We start from the raw sequence: 14,705 nt of genomic DNA on the forward strand, positions 1-14,705 counted from the left end.
AGCGCCATCGCGGAAGACTTCGCGAACTAAGCGCGCCTCAGGAAGTCGGCGTCGAGGCTGGCGCCGTGGGCTTCCAGCCATGCTTTCGGCCTTTCATAGTCGGGCATCAGGGAGCCGACAAAGGACCAGAACTCATCGCCGTGGGAGCGATGTTTCAGGTGGGCCAGTTCGTGGACCACGACGTATTCCAGCACTCTCTTGGGTGCGAACACGAGCCGCCAGTCCAGATGCAAGGTTCCAGCCGGGGTGCAGGAGCCCCAGCCCGTCACGAACTCGGCAAGGCGGGTCGAGCGGGGCTTCAGGCCGAATCGACGGTGGTAGTTTGCGGCGATCTCCTTGGCGTCCAACCGCACGCGACGCTTCAGCCACAGCTTCACTTCAGTTGCGGCGACCGCCTCTATCGCTTCCTCCGTGACCCAGCTTGGCAGATCAACGAGGAAGCCGTTGCGGTGGGTGATCTCGACGTGACGCCCGTCGTGACGGCGCACGATCAGCGGCCACTGGCGACCGCGAAACGGTATCTTCGACCCACTGCGGAAGCGCGGCACGACGGGCCGCTTGACCAAGGCCTCTTCCATCTCGCGCAGCGTATCGAACAGCCACTGACGCTTGCGGCGGAGAAAGCCTTCGACTTCAGCCTCATCGTCACCCACGAGGGCCAGCACCTCCACACAGCCCGGCGTAACGGTGATGCGGCGCTCCGACACCACCGCTGAGCGCCGCAGCTCGTAGGGGATCTCCGTCTGTCCAACCCACACGCTGGGCATCAGCGGTCGCCCGCGTAGGCGTGAACCGCGAACTCTTCGATCTTTTCACAGACGGCCGAAGCGTCTGCCACGCCATGCGAGCGGAGGATCGGCCGCATGGCTTTCCGGAGGTCTTTGCGGTAGCCGTCCATGAAGAACCAAGAGGGCTGATCGCGCTGTGCGGTCGCGTAGAGGTCCCCGATCTGGACGGCGGCAGCCTGCAAGCTCGCATGGTCAACGTCGGTCGCCAGCACCTCCACGATCCGGAGGATCGAGAATGCGCGCTCGTCCATGCCCAGGTCGGCGTGAGCGCCCTGTTCGGCATTGATGCCGCCCGCCAGGTCCTCGAAGTCCCGCAGCCCTTCTGCGGCGGCGATCTGCCCCTCCTCGAACCGGCGGATGATCTCAAGCACCCGCTCGGAGAAGCGCCCGTATTGCGCGGGGTTCTTATCCACGAGTTCACGGGTCACTCGACGAAGCTCGGCCGACTTTCGGACGAACGCCTCCTGAAGCTCCTCCTCCGACTTCTCCTCGACCGCGAAGTCGTCGGCGAAGTTTGGGTCGGTGATCGAGCGCAGCCGGATCGTGGTCGAGAGGCCGGTGGCGTGGACGTGCTCTTCCAGCATGTCCCTGATCTTGCCCGTATAGCTCTTGTGATCGACGCTCTCGTCCTTCGAGATCACCTGCGTCGCCAGCCGCAGGAACGCCGCCGCCCACTTCACCTCGGCGGTAAACTCCAAGATTGCCGGATCGGGAGAGAGGTCGCCGTAGACGCGGACGAAGTTGCGGGCGAGCCGCTGAAGCTCGAACCAATCGTCTTCGCGGCCCTCGGCGGCAATCTTGCCGACCGCATAGGCCGCCGCCTTCTCGTCCATTCCGTCGAGGCCCATCAGCCGCTTCTGCCGGGCGTAGCGAGCGTGGGCTTCCTTGAGGTCGTTTCTCAAGATGCCGATGTCGCGCAGGGCGTTCTGCACGTCCTCGGCACGGTAGGAAGCCAGAGCCCCGTCGAGGTGATTGGTCACCCCGATGTAGTCGACGATCCGGCCATGGGGCTTTTCGATCTCTACCCCATCCGGCTTTTTGAGCGAGCAGGTGCGATTGGTGCGGGCGATGGCCTGAAGCAACCCGTGCTCCTTCAGCGGCTTGTCGAGATACATCACCGCTTCGATGGGTGCGTCGAAGCCAGTCAGCAGCTTGTCGCAGACGATCAGGAAACTCGGCTCATCGCCGAACGCCTTGAACCGCTTCTTGGCCTCCTTCTCGGCCGCGTCGTCGAGATACCAGCCTTCGAGCTCAGCCCTGAGCGCGGCGATCTCGGGGTCCTCGGACGGCTTGTTGTCCTCTTGAGACTTGGAGAACACGCAGGCGATCATCGTGTCGGCCTTGGCCCTCGCATCGGCCTCGTCCATCCCGCCCTTCACCAGATCGGCGGCGATCACGGCCGCCATCGCGGCGCGGTAGAGCACCACGGCCTCGCGATCCACGCAGACGATCTGAGCCTTGAAGCCGTCCGGGCGGCAGACCTGCTTAAAGTGCTCCCATATGTCCAAGGCGACCAGCCGCACACGCTCAGGGTGCTTGGCGATGGTGGCGAGCGTCAGCCCCTTGGCTTTCAACTGCTCGCGCTTTTCGTCCGCCAGATCGACGAACCAGCGGTCGAACAGGATGTCGAGTTCGGCCTCGTTGATCGACCAATCGGTCTTTCGCCCTTCGTAGAGGATCGGCACCGTCGCGCCGTCGCGCACCGCGTCGTCGATCCCATACTTGTCGAGGTAGCCCTCGCCAGGCTCGCTGAAGCGGGCGTAGGTGTCCTTGTCGGTGTTCTTGATGGGCGTGCCGGTCAGGCCGAAGAACCGCGCGTCAGGCAGCGTCGCCTGAAGGTAGGCGCCGAGGTCCTTCTCCTGAGTTCTGTGGCACTCGTCCACGAGCACGATCCAGTTCTCGGAGTTCGGGATCGGGTCCTTCGATCCCGCGAACTTGAAGATGGTCGAGAGTAGGATTTGGCCGTTGCCGCTACGCGCCACGGCCTCGCGCAATTCACCGACCGAGCCAGCCTGCTTCGGGTTCGGCAGGCCGCAGGCGACGAAGGTCTTGGAAATCTGGTCGTCAAGATCGATGCGGTCGGTCAGGACGAGGATGTTCGGGTTGGCCAGCGTCGGCGCGTCCAGCGTCAGGTGGGTCTTCAGCTTCAGCGCGAGGAACACCATGGTCAGGCTCTTGCCCGATCCCTGCGTATGCCAGATCATCCCCTTCTTGAGCTTGCCCTCGGCGACACGGGCGACCGCTTTGTTCACCGCTCGAAACTGCTGGTAGCGGCAGACCTTCTTGATCTTCCGGCCGCTCTCGGGATCGGTCTCGAAAACGATGAAGTGGGCCAGAAGGTCCAGCAGCCGCGACGGCTCCAACAGGCACCAGAGGTCTTTGGAGAGATCGTCGGGAAACTCGTCCCGGCTCCTCGGCCATGCATCCGGCCAAGGGGCGTAGAACTGCGACGGGCTGCCGGTGGCCCCGTATTCGGTCCTGATCCCGTCCGTCACGAGGTTGAAGGCATTGGAGTAGAAGAGGCGCGGGATGTCCCGCTCGTATTGCTTGATCTGCTCGAACGCCTCCTCGGCCTTCGCCGTGGCCTTCAACGGGCACTTGGCCTCGATCACCACCAGCGGAATGCCGTTCACGAACACCACAATGTCGGCAATCCGCGAACGCTGGGCTGCGACGCGGAACTGGCGGACTACGTGGAAGCTGTTTCGCTCGGGGTGCTTGAAGTTGATCAGCTTAATCGGTCGGTCGCGGGCCTCCCCGGCGAACCGGCGCGAGTAGGCCCCGCGCAGCTTCCTCTGCCATTCCTCGTTGTCAGAAAGCGTGGAGAGTTCGCCGTAGATCGCTTCCGCGTCGGCCGCGCCGATGCCGTTGAGGGCCTGCAATGCCTCGATCAGCACTGGCGCGAGGATGACGCGGTTTTCCTCCTGCCGCATGACCATGGCCGCCTCGGACGAGAGCGGCTGGTAGCCCAGTCCGGTCAGCGCATCGAGCGTCGGCTTTTCGGCGAGGCGGTATTCGCTCATTCGACGCGACCAAGCACGCGTTCGGTCGCCGCAAGCCGAAGCTTTTCCAGAATGGCCGCCTGATTAGAAAGCGTCTCGATCAGTCGGCGTATAGACGTGAAGTCGCCCCCAAGCATCGATTGCTTCGCCTCTGGATATATTAGGACATCCTTTGACAGAATATCGTCTCGCGTAATGCCGGGGATTGGACCTCCTGCCTGCTCGTTTAGGTCCTTTACAATGGATTGTATAACTTCATACAAAAACTGTGAATCCACACCCGCTGGCCTGATCGCCATAAGTTGCCTGCTGATGCAATAAGCCCGGTCTGCGATGGTAGTCTTGCCGACGCCCGAGCCCTTAACGGTGATAAGAATGTCTCCCTCAGCACACATTACCCTGGGGGACTTGGTATACTTTGTCGTTTTGATCTTTCCGTTAGGAAAGTCGGACGGGCCGGTAAGGTAAGGAACCCCGTCTCCGTTTGTATTGTAGTCCGCAGCAGGAATGTGCTGGCCTGAGATGAGTTGGGCCATCTCGCCAAGTTTGCGAGTTCTCGGAGCGTCGATGGACCAGTCAGTATCAAAGAGTCGTTTGATGGACTGGTTGGCATCCCCAATAGAGGCGTTCAACGCCGCGCATTCAGCCTCAAACGCAGAGATTAGAACGTCAGGCTCATGACTTTCTGCGGGGGAGGATAGCGGCACATAGCGATTAGGTGAGAGGTTGAACTTTAGATCGGCAATCTGCTCGGTTGTCACTACCGTTGCGAGGCGCGGCACTTCCGCTCGATTCTGGTAGGCGGTCACTAAGCACTGCACGTCCTCGTCCGAGAGCGCATTTCGAGCGCGGCCGGGAGCAAACTTTTCCTCTCCGTTCACAATCAGCACCCTGCCGCGAGCGTGGTCAGGCTTGGATGCGTTGATGATCAAAATGCTGGTGGGAGCATCCGCCCCGTAGAAGATGTTGGGTGCCAACCCGATCACCGCTTCCACAAGATCGGCCCGCACAAGCTTCTCTCGGATCGTGCGTTCCCCGCCGCCCCGGAAAAGCATTCCGTCGGGAACGACCACGCCGAGCAATCCTCCCGGCTTGAGGCTGGCAATCATGTGCTGGACGAACGCGAGGTCGCCGTAGCCTTTGGGCGGGCAACCGTATTTGTCTCGCCCGAACGGATCGCCGTTGGACCAAATCTCGTGGCCCCATTCCTTTGCCGAGAATGGCGGGTTGGCCATCACCCGGTCGTAGGCGCCGACGCCCGCCACGAACTCCTTGGTCTTGGGGTCGTATCGCCTCGGCGCCAGCAAGGTGTCGCCCTTGGCGATAAACGCATCGTCGATGTCGTGGAGGAAGAGGTTGATCTCAGCGATGGACCACGTGTCGAGTTCCTTCTCCTGACCAAAGAGGGACAGGCTGCGGGCGTTGCCGCCGTGGTCTTTCACGTATTGGACGGCTTCCAGCAGCATGCCGCCAGAGCCGCAGGTCGGGTCGTAGATTGACATGCCGGGCTGGGGCTGAAGGCACTCGACGATCAGCCGCACGACCTGCCGGGGCGTGTAGAACTCGCCGCCCGACTTGCCCGCGCTGTCGGCGAACTGCTTGATCAAATACATGTAGGCGTCGCCGAGCATGTCGGCGGGCACGTCGGCGTTCCGCAGCCGGTGCTTCTCGAAGTGGGCGAGCAGGGCTTCGAGCCGCGCATCAGGGAAGCGTTCCTGATTGGCGAAGTCGATGTCGCCGAACACCCCGCGCAGCCGCAGGTTCTTGTCCTCGATGGCGGCGAAGGCGTTGTTTAGGTGCTGGCCGATTTGCGTCGAGTGCTTCCGCACCGCGTCCCAGCGGTGTTCGGCCGGAACGTGGAAGCGGTGCTCGTCCGGTTCGGCCGCCTCCTCGCGGTCGCCGGTCTCGGCGAGCAGGACCTCGAACTCCTCTTCCCACACGTCGCAGAGGCGTTTGTAGAAGAGCAGACCGAAAATGTAGTCCTTGAACTTCCCCGCATCGACGTGGCCGCGCAGAATGTCCGCCGCCTTCCATAGGTGGGTTTCGAGTTCTGATTGCGTGAGCTTGGCCACCGATACGCCCCTTCGCGCGCCGCAACTCCGACGCGCTCCCTACCGTGTTGGAGCGATTGAGCGAGAGACGGTCAAGCCTCCCTGCCTAGATCAGCAGCCGTGCTTCAAGGGGGGGCGCTGCACCTAGCTTCGATCTTCTCAGTGTCACCGCTGATAGGGGGCCGTCGTCACAAAGCGCTTCGCCAAGTTGACGTTGCTCCTAGTCCGCCCTCTCAGAATGGCGAGTTGCGAGATCTGCTCATCGTTGAGGTAGGCAATCCGCTCTCTGGAGCGGTTTTCATACTGCCAACCCACCGCGATTGATGATTGCTCTGTGCTAGGGCAGTGCTTCTTGTATTTCCCCTTCCACTCTTCGACCAATGACAAGCTCTCCTCTACGAGAGGGTCTGACATTCCCCGGAATTTTTCGTGCACGCTCGCGATGCTCTGGATGTATTCGCGGACCATTGGCCGCACATCCACGACACCCTTGCTCCCGCCCACCTGCCTTAGCTCCTCCAGCACACTCTTTTTGAACTTAGAGTCGCTCTCTAGTTCGCTAATGATGATGTTCGTGGCCGCATTGAACTCTAGCCTGCTGGCGGGCGTCTGTGAGTCCAACCATCTCGACCCCATCGTCAGGCCCTGGATTGGTAGGCCGCGATGCTGAGCGTAGTTGCGAAGCGCTTCCATCGTTCGATACGACAAGTATTGATCATATTCTTCCGAGAACGCCCGCTTTAGTTCTCCCCACCGTTCGGGTTCATCTGGAAATATAACCCTCACATGGCTGTGGGATTGATCGTGATACAGCCTCACGGCAGTGAGAATATTTAGCGCACGCCGATTGAAAGCCTGCTTGGCATCAAAGAACTCCTGAGCCGATTGGCTGGAGAAGTAGGCGTCTCTGAGAACCGTTGAAGCAATCTCCTGCTCAAACTCCAGAAAATTCTCCATAATAATCGAGAATTTCTGCTCCACGCTGACCATCTCCAAGATGATCTCCATGGCCCTAACAAGCCCGTCCGCTACGCTCTGCTCGATTTCGAGGGCGCACGGTGAGCCAAGCGTGAAGCGCATAAGCGCTAGTTTGCGATTTTCCTCGCCGGACGCTTCCTCCACTACTGCCCCCTTGTGATGACCTGCGAATGCAGGCCGACCTAAAATTTGATAAGCTGTTGCGAGACCATGCCCTCGGACTGTGGAGCGCGCTATTGCCCCATAGGGGGTGCCCCCGCAGCCGCAGAACAGGTCAAGCGTCACGGCTTCCGCCTAACAGCCCAGATCACGCCAGCGATGGCGGCACCGCACGCGCTCACCAGAGCGGCGACGGCGTAGAGGACGGGCGGGTCGAGAACGATCATCTGTGTTGGCTCCGATGCTGTGCACGTAGGCTAGCGGTAGTGTGGGACCATCTCAGCAGCGCGCGGATTGAGCGCCGCTTCCAAGGCATGACACGAAGCTAGGCCAGTAAGCGCACCCCTACAGGTCAAACGGATAGCCGCTCAAAAGTTGTAGGTTCTGCGCTATGGCGCATAAGATACTTGACCCTGGCATTTGAGCCAGCTTATGAGCTGGAGAAATCGTCACCCTAACTTGTGAGCTAGCCTATGCGCATCGCCTACTACCGGGTCAGCACCGGGGACCAGAGCATCGAAGCTCAGCGACAAGCCATGGGCGGCGGCTTCGACAAGGAGTTCAAGGACGAAGGGATCAGCGGAGGCGTTATGGCCGCCGAGCGTCCCGGCTTCGCCAAGCTCCTGGAGCAGGTGCGGAAGGGAGATGCCGTCTGCGTTTACGCAGTGGATCGCCTCGGCCGTGATGCACTCGACGTGCAGACTACCGTGCGGCAACTAATCCGGAACGGCGTGACCGTGGAAGTTCACGGGCTCGGCCCGATTGCCGGGGACGTGGGCGAACTCATCCTCGCCGTGCTGGCCCAGATCGCGGACATGGAGCGGCGCAGGATCAGGGAGCGAACCGAGGGCGGCCGTGCGGCCGCCAGAGCGGCGCTGAAGGCCACCGGAAAGACGCACCGGGGGAAGGACGGCCTTGGCCGTCCCAAGGCCGCTGACGCCGCTGCTGTGGCCGCTTGGAGGCGTGCGCGTTCAGCCAGCATCAAAGATACGGCCCGTCATTTCCAGCTATCGGAGGCCACCGTGAAGCGATACTGCGCCGCGTCCTAGGAGGGCAGAAGACCTATGGCAGAGGTCACCAACGCGGACCTGGAGGAGCTTCTCGCTGAGCCGCGCGAGGCGCTAGACGTGGAGGTCAAGGAGTGGCTGGACCTGGCCACCAATGACCACCGCGCAGCACTCGCCAAGGAAATCATCGCCCTGGCAAATCATGGTGGCGGCTACATCATCATCGGCTTCGAAGAGCAGGCGGACGGCTCATTCGAGCCAGCGACGGCGCGTCCTCCCAACCTTGATGAGTGGTCGCAAGATCGCGTGCAGAGCATCGTCGCGAAGTATGTTGATCCCGCTATTCAGTGCAGAGTGCAGCACCGGACGCGCGGCAGCGGATCTGATCGCTTCCCCGTCATCTCCGTGCCAGGCGGGCACCGCGTCCCTGTTCGCGCGAAAAGCGGATCGCCAGATGGGGCAAAGCTCGTCGCTCAACGCATTTACGTGCGGCGACCAGGGCCGAACAGCGAGGAGCCCCGCACGGCAGAGGAGTGGGACCGCCTGATAGAGCGGTGTGTCCAAAACCGGCAAGCCGAGCTTGTTGAGGCCATGCGCATGATTATGGCGGGGGTCATACCAACTGCAGCCCCGTCGAAGCAGTCTCGCGCCGAGCAACTGGCAGAGTTCGAGCGAGCCGCTGTCGAGCGTTGGGAGAGCCGTGTCGCCCCGCTACCCCAGGACGCTGCACCTCGGCTGCCTAGCGGCCACTATGATGTCGGCATCGCGATAGACGGCACGTTCGACGTGCAGAGCTTGCCGGAGCTGCGCGCCACAATCGCATCTTCCGTCCGCAACCACTCAGGCTGGCCTCCATTCCTGACCCTCACGCGCGACCCTTTTGCACCCAAGGCCATCGACGGGGCTGTTGAGTTCTGGCGGGGTCCCGATACGGATGGCTCATACGACAAGCCGGCTCACCACGACTTCTGGCGAGTTTCGCCGGACGGACTGCTGTTCACCCGTCGAGGACTTCCGGAGGACGGCGGCTATCGGGAGGTCACGCCGGGCACGTCCTTCGACATCACGACGCCAACGTGGCGTATCGGAGAGGCCATCCTCCAAGCCTCCTACATCGCCAAGGCGCTCAATGCCGCAGATGCCAATCTTATCTGTCACTGCCGGTGGGTTGGTCTAGCTGGCCGGCAGCTCGTGTCCTACGGCAACCCCAACCGTCTTCTATTTGACGGACATAGGGCGGAGCAGAACAGCTACGAGGCGACAGAAACGGTGGCCGTGGAGGCGCTGCCTCAGGCTCTTCCTGAGGTGGTGTTCGCAATTTTAAGACCCCTCTATGAGCTGTTCGACTTCTTCCAACTACCGAAGCGGCTTGTGGAAGAGGAGCTGGCCTCGCTTCAGAGACGCACCTTCTAACGAGCGCCCTCACTCCACGACCCGGTTTCGAGTTGCGACGGGAGGCCGCGCTCGCCTGCCGACGTTTGCCGCCCCGGCCCGGCCTGTGCCACAGACGCTCCCACTGAGTGCGTCCGCGCGAGGCGTGGACATGGGGCGAAGTTTTGAGGGTTTGATGCCGGTAAGTGAGGCGCGTCGGGCGCTCCAGTTGGAGGCCGACAAGAAGGTCAGCGAGTTCCTCAGAGCCTACGTTGAGCGCACGCCAGGAGCGGCGGGCTTGGGCGCTACGGCGCAGGTGAGGTTCTACAAGAAGCGCCCCAAGGGCTTCAGCCGCGTGCCGATCCAGGTGGTGGACAGCCTGATCACGAGTAAGGAATACCGCAGCCGGACGAACAAGCAGATCGTGGCGGGCATACAGGCGCGGTTCCCGAGCTTCCACGTTGAGGAAGGCTACCTGGACCGACCGCTGCCCAAATACCTGCTTCGGGAAATCCAAGGGATGCTCGGCCGCAATGAGACGCCCCTGGACCTGAAAACCTACAACACTCTTTCCAAGATCAAGAAGGGACTGACGGGACAGGCACTCAGACGCAAGGCGAACCGCTCGGTGTCCGTGACCGTCACCTTCACCCCGGAGGCCGTGGTCATCGGCGACCGCCCCTACAAGATTTTCACCTCTGACAAGGGCTACAAGCGGATCGCGGTCGGCGACCAGAAGCTTCGGGTGGATGTCCTAGAGGCGCTGCTGGGAAAGCCCTCGTAACTCCCCTTCTTTCATAGGAACTATGAACGAGAAACCGGACAAAAGGGCGTCTCGTCCTCGCCGCGTCGCCTATGGCGCAGCCCAGGACCCGAGGTTCACGCTCCACCAGCGCCAACCCCGCGCCGACAAGCTGGACGCTCGCCAGCGGACCATCTGCCAAGCCGACCCCGCCTATGCTGAAGCCCTACGGAAGCGCGTCTCGAACGAGGGCCGGTTTGCCGCCTTCATGGCGGGCGCCCCATCCTACATAGACATCAGCGGCCTTTGTCCTAGATGCGGCAATTTCCGGCGACGGACGCGGGACCGATCCTGCTACGCCTGCCATCTGGCCCGCAGCGGCGAGAATTTTGAGCGGATGAAGGCCGGGCTCGCGCCGGTCGTGCAGCGGAGCCTGGACAGCCACCTCGACCGCCTGGAGCGGCTGAAAGCCGACCGGAACGACGAGTTCACCACACACGAAGTGAATGGCATCGCGGCCAAGCGCTGGCCTACCGGCAGGCTGGAGGTGAGCTTTCCAGACGGACACGTGGAGCCTGACTTCAACAAGCTCAGTTGGCGGGAGTGCATGAACGCCCTGGAGATGTTCCCCGACCTCAGGCCGGTGCTCCGCTGGGCGGGCTGGTCCGTAGACTGAGGTGGGCGCTACCTCTGCCTCGCCTCGTATCGCAGGGTGTAGTCGCTCACCGTTTGCAGCCGCACGCGGCGATATCCTGCGCGGGCGTTCTGGACGCTCTTGGCCGTGACATCGCTGTGGCCCCGGTCCCAGGCCCGTAAATAGGTCTCGAACTCGGTTAGCGACGCGTCCTCTTCCATGAGACAGGCGCCCTCAATCGCCATCTGATAGCGCTCGGGCGTGGGCTTCGTGGCCTCTAGCTGCGCCTGGACGGCCTGAAAGCACGCGTGGAACGCGTCACGGGCGGCTGTCGGCTGCGCGGGCTGCGGCTGCGCTCCTGCCGAGGAAGCCATAGCCGTCGATGCGATGAAGACGGCGCACGCCAACTGTCTCAACTCATGCCCCCAACTATCCGCAGCCCAGGCTGCGACGTCGAATGGTGCATAGATCAGGTGGTGCGTAAATCCAACATTGGGCGACGTTCGCGCCGTGCCACGGGTCGCGAACAGGTCGGAGGGAGAACGCGCGCTCGTGAAGCTGGGCGACGCGATCCGCGCCAAGCGTCTCGAACTGAAGATGTCTCAGGAAGCGCTGGCAGACGCCGCACAAATCAACCGCACCCATATGGGCGAGGTCGAACGCGGCAAGCGGAACGTCAGCGTCCTCGCCGTTCTCCGGATCGCGACGGCCATGAAGGTGCAGCCATCTGACATCCTGACAGCGGCAGGGCTGTAGCCGCCGACGACGCGTGAAAGCCTCACTCCGCGACCGCTGACCGGGCTTTCGACGCGAGCGCGGCTTAGGCCGAGCGGAGGTAGGGCGGCGGGGGCGGCAGCTTGAAGCCGGGCACCTTGTATTGCCTCATCCCCTCAACGAGTTGGTGAAGGGTGTAGCCGTCGCCGTAGTCGTCAGCCGCGTCCTTGCCGCTATGCCCCATAATCTGGCGCTGGACACCCTCGACCATCTTCACGTGCCGCGCGTAGCGCTTGAAGGTGTGGCGGAAGGAGTGGAACACAAGCCGTCCATCTGTGATGCCGCAGACGTTGCGCTTGTAGGCCCCGAACCACTCACCCCACTTGGCTGTAAGGCGGCCATACTTGTTCGGCCGCAGGTCGGGGAAGAGGCGGGTTTGGCCCGCGTCCTTGGCGGCCCGGATGAACCGCAGGAAGCCCTGATGCTCCAGAGCGGGGTGGACCGGCACGACGCGCTCGCTCCCGGCGTTCTTGAGCTTGAGACCGTCCTCCTCGTCCTCGGTCAGGTGAATGAACCACGCCTTCTGCTCGTTCTCTTCCGCGTCGGGATAGGCTTCCTCGCGCACGTCGTTCGGCCGGAGTTGGCCTAACTCCTCAAGCCGGGCGCCCGTGTAGAGCGCGAGCAGCGGCAGCCAGTAGGCGGCCTCGCCCCGGCCTTCGGTGGGCCGTTCGTCCTGACTGTAGACGGGGCTTCCGAAGATCGTCGTGAGCGACGGGAGGTCGAACGGCTTGCGCTTGTTCTTCTCCGCGTCCGGCACGACGACGGTGACATCCTTCGCCGGGTTTTCAGGGATGAAGTCATTCGAGGCAGCGTAGTTGAGCAGCGTCCGCAGGCGGGTGAGCTTCACCTTCACGTTGGCCGCCGACGTTCCCTCCGCGAGCAGCTTGTCTTTGAAAGCTAGCACGTCACGCTTCGTGATCTTCTCGACGGCCACCACACCGAGGCGCTCCACGAACCATCGAGCAACGGCGCGGTGGGTATCTACGCCCTTTGCGCTGACCTTCCGCTCGGCGGCCCACTTGTCCACGATGGCATCGAGCGAAGTCGACGTATCGGCGGCTCGGGACTCGGCTTTGGGATCACCGGTCGGTGTAGTTCGCCCCTGCTGAGCCACGTGGGCTCGCGCGATCTCTGAGCGCGCAGCCGCCGTCTGCTCTTCTGCAATCCGCCGATACTGCTGTTGGTCCCGCAGCAGATTGCGAACGGCGCGCTGTTCCAGCGTGAGCCCGCGCTCGGATCCTTCCGACATGCGCAGGAGGCGCTGCTCGATAGCCTCCGCTTCCTCCCGCTCGAACTCCTCCTTGGCGCCCTGGTCGGCCCAGAACTTCTCGTTCTCGACCATGTAGTCCCACTCAGCCTCGCTCATCGTCGCGTAGCGATCAGGAGCCGTCGCTTCGGGTATTGGACCCGCCGTCGCAGAAGGCGCAGCCGGTTCAGCATTAAGCTTTGCGAGGACCGCCGCGAACTCCTTGTCCAGCGCGGCCCATTTCAACGGCAGTCGCTGGCGCGCGACTTTTGGGTCCGCCGTCCCCAGCGCCTGCGTTATTTCTGCCTTGCCATAGTAAGCGACCAAAGCCAGCGGAACACGGCGGCGAATGGAGTAGCGAGCACCGCGACGAATGAGACCAGTCGGCATCTTTCCCTCTGCATCATGTGTAGCAGACGCAGGGGGCTTGGACATTCTAAGCGACTGATCTTGTGGAATTTTCTAGACCATCCAATGGCCTAGAGGTTCCTGGTGGAGCCGAGGGGAGTCGAACCCCTGACCTCCTCATTGCGAACGAGGCGCTCTACCAACTGAGCTACGGCCCCAGGAAGGCGCGGAATAACCCTTTCCGGTGCGCCTCTGTCAAGCACCTGTGGCGCCCACAGCCTTGCCGTGCGTTGAAAGGCGGCTAGAAGCGGAGCTTACGCCGCGGGACGAGGGCCTCATGGTCGCGATCATTCAGTTCGTGTTCTTCATCATCTCCAGCCTTTTGAGCCTGCTGGTCTGGGCGATCATCATCAGCGCGATCCTGTCGTGGCTGGTGGCGTTCGACGTGATCAACCTGCGCAACCGCTTCGTCTACAGCGTCAGCCGGTTCCTCGATGCGGTGACGGCGCCGGTGATGCGGCCGTTCCAGCGGATCATCCCGCCGCTGGGCGGCGTCGACCTGTCGCCGATCGTCGTGATCCTGGTGATCACCGGGGTGCAGCGATACCTGCTGCCGGCGCTGGAGGGCTTCCTGATCCGTCTGGCGGCCGGCGTCTGAGACGTCGCGCGGCCGAATGAGATTCGCCGTCCGCGTGACGCCGCGCGGCGGGCGCGATGCGGTCGAGGGCTGGGTCGCCGACGGCGCCGGGCGGCCGCTGCTGAAGGTCCGGGTGGCCGCCGCCGCCGCGGACGGAGCGGCGAATGCGGCGGTGGTCGCCGTGCTGGCCAAGGCGTTGGGCGTGCCCAAGTCGGCGGTGCGGATCGCGCAGGGCGAGACCGCGCGGGTCAAGCAGATCGAGGCCGAGGGCGTCGGGCCGGAGGATCTGGCGCGGGCGTTCGGAGCGGTGTGACGATGGCCGGCCCCATCCCGGTCGGCTTGGCCGGGTCGGCCCTTCCCGTGAGGAGAGGGAGACCGCGACGCGGAGTCTGGTAGGCTGGCGGCCATGTCCCGCGCCGACCTCGCCCGCATGATCGCCGACGCCCGCCGGATGGTGGTGTTCACCGGGGCGGGGATCTCGACGGAGAGCGGCATTCCGGATTTCCGCAGCCCGGGCGGGGTGTGGAGCCGGATGAAGCCGATCTATTTCGACAGCTTCGTCAGCGATCCGGCGGCGCGGCGCGAGGCGTGGGAGCGGGTTTTCACCGGCCGGGCGGGCTGGGTCGGCGGCCAGCCCAACGCCGGGCATATGGCGGTGGCGCGGCTGGTCGCGGCCGGCAAGGCGACCAGCGTGATCACCCAGAACGTCGATGGCCTGCACCAGGCGAGCGGGGTTCCGGCCGAGCGGGTCATCGAGCTGCACGGCAACGCGACCTACGCCGCCTGCCTGGAGTGCGCCGAGCGCTACGAGCTCGAGGATCTGCGGGCGCCGTTCGTGGAGCGGGGGGTGATCCCGACCTGCCGGAGCTGCGGCGGGTTGGTGAAGAGCGCCACCATCTCGTTCGGCCAGGCGATGCCGGAGGGGCCGATGGCCCGGGCCGAGGCGGAGACCGAGGCCTGTGACCTCT

Annotated in this window: 14 protein-coding genes and 1 tRNA gene; 8 read left to right on the forward strand and 7 right to left on the reverse strand. The window is 63.2% G+C overall.

Annotated features, from left to right (window positions below):
• Nucleotides 1-26: 26 nt before the first annotated feature.
• From ACILRF_RS03325 to ACILRF_RS03340, 4 genes are all read right to left on the reverse strand, one after another.
• Nucleotides 27-767, reverse strand: a complete 741-nt coding sequence (locus ACILRF_RS03325; RefSeq protein WP_395670849.1) for a M48 family metallopeptidase — start codon at nt 765-767, stop codon at nt 27-29.
• Nucleotides 767-3,811 carry a type I restriction endonuclease subunit R gene (locus tag ACILRF_RS03330; RefSeq protein ID WP_395670850.1) on the reverse strand — a complete coding sequence of 1,015 codons (3,045 nt, stop codon included), beginning with the start codon at nt 3,809-3,811 and terminating at the stop codon, nt 767-769. The genes ACILRF_RS03325 and ACILRF_RS03330 overlap by 1 nt, the downstream gene beginning before the upstream one ends.
• Entirely contained in the window at nt 3,808-5,862 is a 2,055-nt protein-coding gene (locus ACILRF_RS03335) for an N-6 DNA methylase (protein ID WP_395670851.1), read from the reverse strand. Before ACILRF_RS03335 ends, ACILRF_RS03330 begins: the two co-directional genes overlap by 4 nt.
• Before the next feature lie 144 nt (nt 5,863-6,006).
• Nucleotides 6,007-6,963, reverse strand: a complete 957-nt coding sequence (locus ACILRF_RS03340; protein WP_395670852.1) for a hypothetical protein — start codon at nt 6,961-6,963, stop codon at nt 6,007-6,009.
• 488 nt (nt 6,964-7,451) lie between these two features.
• Here ACILRF_RS03340 and ACILRF_RS03345 point away from each other — a divergent pair, with 488 nt between their 5' ends.
• The 4 genes from ACILRF_RS03345 (at nt 7,452) to ACILRF_RS03360 (ending at nt 10,774) form a co-directional block, all read left to right on the forward strand.
• On the forward strand, nt 7,452-8,027 hold the full coding sequence (locus ACILRF_RS03345) for a recombinase family protein (RefSeq protein WP_395670853.1): 576 nt from the start codon (nt 7,452-7,454) through the stop codon (nt 8,025-8,027).
• Between the two features lie 15 nt (nt 8,028-8,042).
• Nucleotides 8,043-9,398 (forward strand): helix-turn-helix domain-containing protein, encoded by a 1,356-nt coding sequence (locus ACILRF_RS03350; RefSeq protein WP_395670854.1) that lies wholly within the window; start codon nt 8,043-8,045, stop codon nt 9,396-9,398.
• Nucleotides 9,399-9,552: 154 nt separating this feature from the next.
• The gene (locus ACILRF_RS03355; protein ID WP_395670855.1) at nt 9,553-10,140 is read left to right on the forward strand and encodes a hypothetical protein; all 588 of its coding nucleotides are present in this window, start codon (nt 9,553-9,555) and stop codon (nt 10,138-10,140) included.
• Nucleotides 10,141-10,162: 22 nt separating this feature from the next.
• Nucleotides 10,163-10,774, forward strand: a complete 612-nt coding sequence (locus ACILRF_RS03360) for a hypothetical protein (RefSeq protein ID WP_395670856.1) — start codon at nt 10,163-10,165, stop codon at nt 10,772-10,774.
• Between the two features lie 8 nt (nt 10,775-10,782).
• Here the strand turns inward: ACILRF_RS03360 and ACILRF_RS03365 are convergent, their stop codons facing one another.
• On the reverse strand, nt 10,783-10,953 hold the full coding sequence (locus ACILRF_RS03365) for a hypothetical protein (RefSeq protein WP_395670857.1): 171 nt from the start codon (nt 10,951-10,953) through the stop codon (nt 10,783-10,785).
• Nucleotides 10,954-11,284: 331 nt separating this feature from the next.
• On the opposite strand from ACILRF_RS03365, the gene ACILRF_RS03370 reads away from it, so the two are divergent.
• Nucleotides 11,285-11,488 carry a helix-turn-helix transcriptional regulator gene (locus ACILRF_RS03370; RefSeq protein WP_395670858.1) on the forward strand — a complete coding sequence of 68 codons (204 nt, stop codon included), beginning with the start codon at nt 11,285-11,287 and terminating at the stop codon, nt 11,486-11,488.
• Nucleotides 11,489-11,552: 64 nt separating this feature from the next.
• Here ACILRF_RS03370 and ACILRF_RS03375 read toward each other — a convergent pair whose 3' ends face one another.
• Both ACILRF_RS03375 and ACILRF_RS03380 read right to left on the reverse strand, forming a co-directional pair.
• Entirely contained in the window at nt 11,553-13,142 is a 1,590-nt protein-coding gene (locus ACILRF_RS03375) for a DUF6538 domain-containing protein (protein WP_395670859.1), read from the reverse strand.
• 100 nt (nt 13,143-13,242) lie between these two features.
• Nucleotides 13,243-13,318, reverse strand: a tRNA-Ala gene (locus ACILRF_RS03380).
• A gap of 119 nt (nt 13,319-13,437) precedes the next feature.
• On the opposite strand from ACILRF_RS03380, the gene ACILRF_RS03385 reads away from it, so the two are divergent.
• The 3 genes from ACILRF_RS03385 to ACILRF_RS03395 form a co-directional block, all read left to right on the forward strand.
• Nucleotides 13,438-13,758 carry a YggT family protein gene (locus tag ACILRF_RS03385; protein ID WP_395670860.1) on the forward strand — a complete coding sequence of 107 codons (321 nt, stop codon included), beginning with the start codon at nt 13,438-13,440 and terminating at the stop codon, nt 13,756-13,758.
• A gap of 16 nt (nt 13,759-13,774) precedes the next feature.
• Nucleotides 13,775-14,050 (forward strand): DUF167 family protein, encoded by a 276-nt coding sequence (locus tag ACILRF_RS03390; protein ID WP_395670861.1) that lies wholly within the window; start codon nt 13,775-13,777, stop codon nt 14,048-14,050.
• 93 nt (nt 14,051-14,143) lie between these two features.
• On the forward strand, nt 14,144-14,705 hold a 562-nt coding region (locus ACILRF_RS03395; RefSeq protein ID WP_395670862.1), incomplete at its 3' end, for an SIR2 family NAD-dependent protein deacylase.

The organism is Phenylobacterium sp., from assembly GCF_044236515.1.
Taxonomy (GTDB): Bacteria; Pseudomonadota; Alphaproteobacteria; order Caulobacterales; family Caulobacteraceae; genus Phenylobacterium.

Bases quoted from the DNA above. Each gene is read 5' to 3' on its own strand.
- ACILRF_RS03325 (WP_395670849.1), bottom strand. From the start codon at position 767: ATGCCCAGCGTGTGGGTTGGACAGACGGAGATCCCCTACGAGCTGCGG.
- ACILRF_RS03330 (WP_395670850.1), bottom strand. From the start codon at position 3,811: ATGAGCGAATACCGCCTCGCCGAAAAGCCGACGCTCGATGCGCTGACC.
- ACILRF_RS03345 (WP_395670853.1), top strand. From the start codon at position 7,452: ATGCGCATCGCCTACTACCGGGTCAGCACCGGGGACCAGAGCATCGAA.
- ACILRF_RS03350 (WP_395670854.1), top strand. From the start codon at position 8,043: ATGGCAGAGGTCACCAACGCGGACCTGGAGGAGCTTCTCGCTGAGCCG.
- ACILRF_RS03355 (WP_395670855.1), top strand. From the start codon at position 9,553: ATGCCGGTAAGTGAGGCGCGTCGGGCGCTCCAGTTGGAGGCCGACAAG.
- ACILRF_RS03360 (WP_395670856.1), top strand. From the start codon at position 10,163: ATGAACGAGAAACCGGACAAAAGGGCGTCTCGTCCTCGCCGCGTCGCC.
- ACILRF_RS03365 (WP_395670857.1), bottom strand. From the start codon at position 10,953: ATGGAAGAGGACGCGTCGCTAACCGAGTTCGAGACCTATTTACGGGCC.
- ACILRF_RS03375 (WP_395670859.1), bottom strand. From the start codon at position 13,142: ATGCCGACTGGTCTCATTCGTCGCGGTGCTCGCTACTCCATTCGCCGC.
- ACILRF_RS03385 (WP_395670860.1), top strand. From the start codon at position 13,438: ATGGTCGCGATCATTCAGTTCGTGTTCTTCATCATCTCCAGCCTTTTG.
- ACILRF_RS03390 (WP_395670861.1), top strand. From the start codon at position 13,775: ATGAGATTCGCCGTCCGCGTGACGCCGCGCGGCGGGCGCGATGCGGTC.